The following is a 4,830-nucleotide window of genomic DNA, read 5'->3' as shown; positions in this document are numbered from 1 at the left end:
AGCGCAAGCTCGACCGCCTGCTCTCGCAGTCGCCCAACTACCTGATCCACGAGTTCCTCAATGAGCACTGGCGCGCATTCTACTTCCACGAGGTTGCCGCTGCCCTCAGTGCCTGCGGGATGCGGTTCGCCGGCTGCATCCCACACACGCGCAACTACCCCGATCTCTGTGTGCCCGCAACGTTCCAGCCGCTGCTGCGATCGGCCGAGACCCGCGACACCTACGAGACGCATCGCGACTTCGTGCTCGACGAGGTCTTCCGACGCGACATCTACGTGCGCGCCGACCAGGTACCGCCCACCCCGTCTGAGACGGGCCCCTGGGCGTGGTTCGGCTCAAATCCACTGGTCACATCAGACGTGCCCATCACGAACCCCCTGGCACAGCGCCTGCTCGATCGGCTGCAAGCCGCGCCGGCGACGATGGCGGAGCTCGCGGGCGAAGCCCCCGCAGATGTGTTGCAGGGCGTGCTGCAGCGCCTCTGCGCCCTCGGCGCACTGCGGCTCTATCATGGCCCCTTCGACACCCTCAACGCCAACGGCCCCGTGCGCGTCACCGACGGCTTCAACCGCGCGCTGCTGCGCGATCGGCTCATGCGCGACAACGGGGTACGTCTCGTCTCGCCGCACACGGGAGCCGTGGTGCCCCTCGACGTTCTCGACGGCCTCTGCGTCACCGCCTGGGAGCAACCCTCAGACGAGAGAGCCACGTCGATCGCGCAGGCGCTCACGAACGCCGGGCGTCACCTGCTCGAGCAGGGGCAACCCGTCACCGACGTCGCCCAGACCCTCGCCCGGATAGAGACGCGCATGAGCACATTCGAGACGCGCATCCTTCCCGTCCTGACCACCCATCAGATCGTGACGCCCACATCGGACTGACGTGAACCGAGGCACACGACCGCTCCTGGTCGGTCGTGACACGAAGGCGGATCCCGCCCCAACCCCTACCAGTGCCAGGTTCCGGGCTCTCCCTTGAACGGCCCTGCCAGGTCAGATGTGACCCATCCCCCGTAGAACCCGCCCGGCTGCGGGCGTGCGCGCTCGCCGCCGACGGTGCATGCGTCCATGGCGGCCACGTAGAAGGCCAGATGATCTGCAAGCGCCTCGAAGGGAGCAGCCGGCGACGCATAGCTCCACGCTGCACGCTCTGCTCGGCGGCTTCCGACGACGACCGTATGGTAGGTCGCGACGCCTTTCCACTCACAGAATGACGATCCTGAGGCGACTTCGATGACCGACATGTCGATATCGTCGGGTGGAATATACCAGGTGGGGGGATGGCTGGTTTCGAGGAGGCGGAGCGCGCGGGTCGTTCGCGCAACGACGTGGCCATTGAAGACCACCTCAACCAGGCGTCTGTCGGGTTCGAGGCGGGGCGGGCGTGGATAATCCCAGACTGACTCCTGGCCTGGGCCGACGGGGTCGCGACGAGGAGGGGCCATGCCGTGAGGTACGCTGCGCCACGATCTGTCTCCTTTGGGCCGATGGCCGCTGGGCCGGCGCTGCGGTGACCATGGAGAGTGTACTGGTCGCATCTGCACAGAACACGTCAGACGTATGTTGCAGCAGCCCCTTTTGCGCTCATTCTGCGAAGATGAAGACAGAACAGCCGCTCCCGCGCCGCGCCCACCAGGTAGAGCGAGCCCGTCACCACGACCAGGGCCGAGCGGCCCGCGCCCATCGCTTCCCGAGCAGCGTCGCGCGCAGCCTCGAGGGCCTGCTCCCACGTCGGCGCGAGCTCGACGCGCCCACGCCCTGCGGCCCGCACCGCCCAGTCTTCGAGCGCGGCCACATCCCCCGCTCGATCGGCCCAAGGCGGCAGCGTCACAAAGGTGCGAGCGGCGCGGCCGACAAGCGCCGCGGCGATTCCATCGCGGTCCTTGTCGGTGAAGACCCCGAGCACGAGAAATACGTCACGGCTCGCGTAGACTGTGTCGAGGGCAACACGAAGCGCCCGCGCCCCCACAGGCTGATGCGCGCCGTCGAGCAGCACCTCCGGCACACCGCCGAGAACTTCGAGGCGACCTGGGAAGCGCGCCAACGAAAGGCCTCTGCGCACCTTGCCCTCACTGAGCAGAACACGACCGTGCGCCCACAAGCGCAGCGCGGCCGTGACGGCAAGTGCGGCGTTCTCGGCCTGGTGCGCGCCGGCCAGGGGCACGCGCAGCGCCTGCCAGTCGACACCGAGCAACGCACAGCTGTAGTCGAAGCGGGTGGCAGCGGCCAGAGGCACCACGCCACCCACGTGGACGTCGCGCCCCCCCAGCCAGAGCGGGGCAACCGCCTCGTTCGCGCGCGCGGTGATGACCGCGGCGGCGTCGGCTGTCTGCACCCCGGAGACCACCGACGTGCCCGCTCGCACAGCCCCGCACTTCTCGTGGGCAATGGCGGCGATGGTGTCGCCGAGCAGATCGGCGTGATCGATGTCGATGCGGGTGATCACGCTGAGCACCGGGGCGAAGGCCATGGTGTGATCGCGATGCCCGCCCACGCCGGCCTCCATCACCGCCCAGCGCACGCCGCGGTCGACGAACCACTCCACCGCCGCCACCGCGAGCACCTCGAGCAGCGAGGGGCGATCGGGCAGCGTCTCGGCAGCCTGTAGCAGATCGGTGATCTGCCGGGCCCATGCCTTCATCGAGACCGCGCGTCCGTTCACCTGGGCCCGCTCGGTGTAGCGCGCGAGGTGAGGCCCCGTGAACAGCCCCACGGTCTCCCCGCAGGCCCGCAGGATCGACGCCAGGCAGGTGGCCGTCGAGCCCTTGCCCACCGTGCCCACCACCACGACGATCTGCAAGCGCCGGTCAGGCGCGCCGCGGGCGTCGAGGAAGGCGCGCAGACGATGGCCGGCGCGGGGGGGCGTGTTGTCGATGGCCGTTCGGGTGAAGGCGTGCAGGGCCGCCTCCGCCCGTTCGTAGGCGCGACGGCTCATCGCGACCGAGGCCGAGCCGCCGCCAGGGTCACTGCGATCGAGAACAGGGTTCCGAACATGGCGTTCCAGGTCCACGCCACGCCCAACCACCCATGGCAGACGACGAGCACGAACGGGATCGTGGTCGCGATGGCCAGCACGCCGCTGGCGTCGGTGCCCTGCCGGGTGAAGATGCCCACCAGGAAGACCCCGAGCAAGGCACAGTAGGTATACGACGGAATCTCCAGTCCGAGGATGAGGAGATCGTGCGCCTGCGACGAGGCGAAGGCCACACCGCAGAGAAGCACGGCAAAGACCACGGTGGCCTGGCGCGTGACCCGCACATAGCGCTCGTCGGGCAGATCTCGTCCGATGTAGCGGCGATAGACATCGATGGTGTACGACGCCGAGAGCGCATTGAGCGCCGACTGGAACGACGACAGCGCCACCGAGAGGATGCCCGCCACCACGAGGCCGGCAAGCATGGGGGGCATGCGCGTGACGATGAAGTGGGGAAAGACCTGCTTGGCGATGACGTGGCCATCGGCCATGGGCAGCGTGGGATCCGGGTGCAGGCCGTAGTAGGTGTACAGCAGAACCCCGATGGTGAGGAAGAGCGCAGACAGCGGAACGTCGGCGAGCGCCGACGTGATCACGGCGCGCGCGCTGCGCGCCTCGTCCTTCGTGGTGAGCATGCGCTGCACCATGTCGTAGTCGGTGCCCATGATCGACAGGTTGAAGAACGTCATGCCCACGAGGCACGACCAGACCGTGAACTCCTGGTCCTGCGCAAAGAGGTCGAAGCGGAAATCGAAGATGGCGAACTTGGGCGGGGAGATGTCGGCCACGGCGGCCTGCACTGACGCCCAGCCCTGCGGGAGAGAGGCGTACAGGGCCACCGCGGCGGCGATGGCGCCGCCGAGCATGACGCACACCTGCAGCACCTCGGTCCAGATCACCGATTTGATGCCGCCCACCATCGTGTACACCATGCCCACCCCTGCGGTGAGAACGATGGCCCAGGTCCACGAGACGCCGAGCGCCTGCTCGATGACGATGGAGCCCGCGTAGAGGCGCACGCCACTCATGGCCACCCGCGTGAACATGAAGACAGCCACCCCGGCATCACGGGTGCGAGGACCGAAGCGCGTCTCGAGCAGCTCGTAGATCGAGACCACGTTCTGGGCGTAGAAGGCCGGCACGAACCACTTCGACACGATGACACGGGCACACACCATGCCCGCCCCCGCCATCAGATAGGTGAAGTTCCCGGTGCGCGCATACGCATAGGCAGGCACGCCCACGAACGAGAGGGCGCTCAGCTCGGTGCCGATGATCGACAGCATGGCGGCCCACCAGGGAATCTGGCGCTCGCCCAGCAGAAAGCCTCGACTCCCCTCCTTCGACGAGGCTCGGCTGATCCATGCCACGCCACTGATGATGGCGAAGTAGAGACCGATGACGCCCAGATCGATGGACGTGAGGCGCACCTCAGAGAGGCTCGTGATCGCGCATGCCCAGCGCGAGGCAGAGAACGCGCTTCGCACCGACAGCCTGCAGCAGATGACGACAGGCCCGCATGGTCGAGCCGGTATCGATGAAATCGTCGAGCAGCAGGATGGTGCGGCCACCCACCAGGTCGTTGTGGGCCACCCGCACGCTGTCGAGGTGCTTGCCCTCGTTGGTGCCGATGTTGAAGAAGCCGGCCGGCAGCACCGATTTATGGCGCACCAGCCAGCCCGTGCCGTCCCGGATGCCCGCCATCTCGGCCACCATGCGCGAGAGCTGGCTCACCGCGGTCTCCGGGCTCTCGACCTTGCTCGCGGGGATGTTGCACACCGTGTCGCATGGGGCCAGCAGATGGTGGCGACGCGAGAGGCGGGCGATGAGCTTGGCGAAGCCCTTGATGACCTCACC

The 4,830-nt window shown here is 67.8% G+C and carries 5 protein-coding genes; 1 reads left to right on the top strand and 4 read right to left on the bottom strand.

Features of this window, described 5'->3' with window-relative positions:
- A partial coding sequence (locus tag EB084_19535) for a hypothetical protein (GenBank protein ID NDD30456.1) occupies positions 1–881 on the top strand: 881 nt, incomplete at its 5' end.
- Positions 882–946: 65 nt separating this feature from the next.
- Here EB084_19535 and EB084_19530 read toward each other — a convergent pair.
- The 4 genes from EB084_19530 to EB084_19515 form a co-directional block, all read right to left on the bottom strand.
- The gene (locus EB084_19530) at positions 947–1,444 is read right to left on the bottom strand and encodes a DUF427 domain-containing protein (protein ID NDD30455.1); all 498 of its coding nucleotides are present in this window, start codon (positions 1,442–1,444) and stop codon (positions 947–949) included.
- Positions 1,445–1,551: 107 nt separating this feature from the next.
- Positions 1,552–2,934: a hypothetical protein gene (locus tag EB084_19525; protein NDD30454.1), complete on the bottom strand. Its 1,383-nt coding sequence runs from the start codon at positions 2,932–2,934 to the stop codon at positions 1,552–1,554.
- A complete protein-coding gene (locus tag EB084_19520; GenBank protein NDD30453.1) occupies positions 2,931–4,460 on the bottom strand; it encodes a hypothetical protein in 1,530 nt (509 codons plus the stop codon). Before EB084_19520 ends, EB084_19525 begins: the two co-directional genes overlap by 4 nt.
- Positions 4,405–4,830: hypothetical protein (locus EB084_19515; GenBank protein NDD30452.1), on the bottom strand; the 426-nt coding region annotated here is incomplete at its 5' end. The genes EB084_19515 and EB084_19520, both read right to left, overlap by 56 nt.

The organism is Pseudomonadota bacterium, assembly GCA_010028905.1.
Lineage (GTDB): Bacteria > Vulcanimicrobiota > Xenobia > RGZZ01 > RGZZ01 > RGZZ01.
This window is presented reverse-complemented; position numbering and strand designations above follow the sequence as displayed.

What these genes read in the sequence shown, in the direction of transcription:
- EB084_19530 (NDD30455.1), bottom strand. Translation starts at nt 1,444, where the DNA reads ATGGCCCCTCCTCGTCGCGACCCCGTCGGCCCAGGCCAGGAGTCAGTC.
- EB084_19525 (NDD30454.1), bottom strand. Translation starts at nt 2,934, where the DNA reads ATGAGCCGTCGCGCCTACGAACGGGCGGAGGCGGCCCTGCACGCCTTC.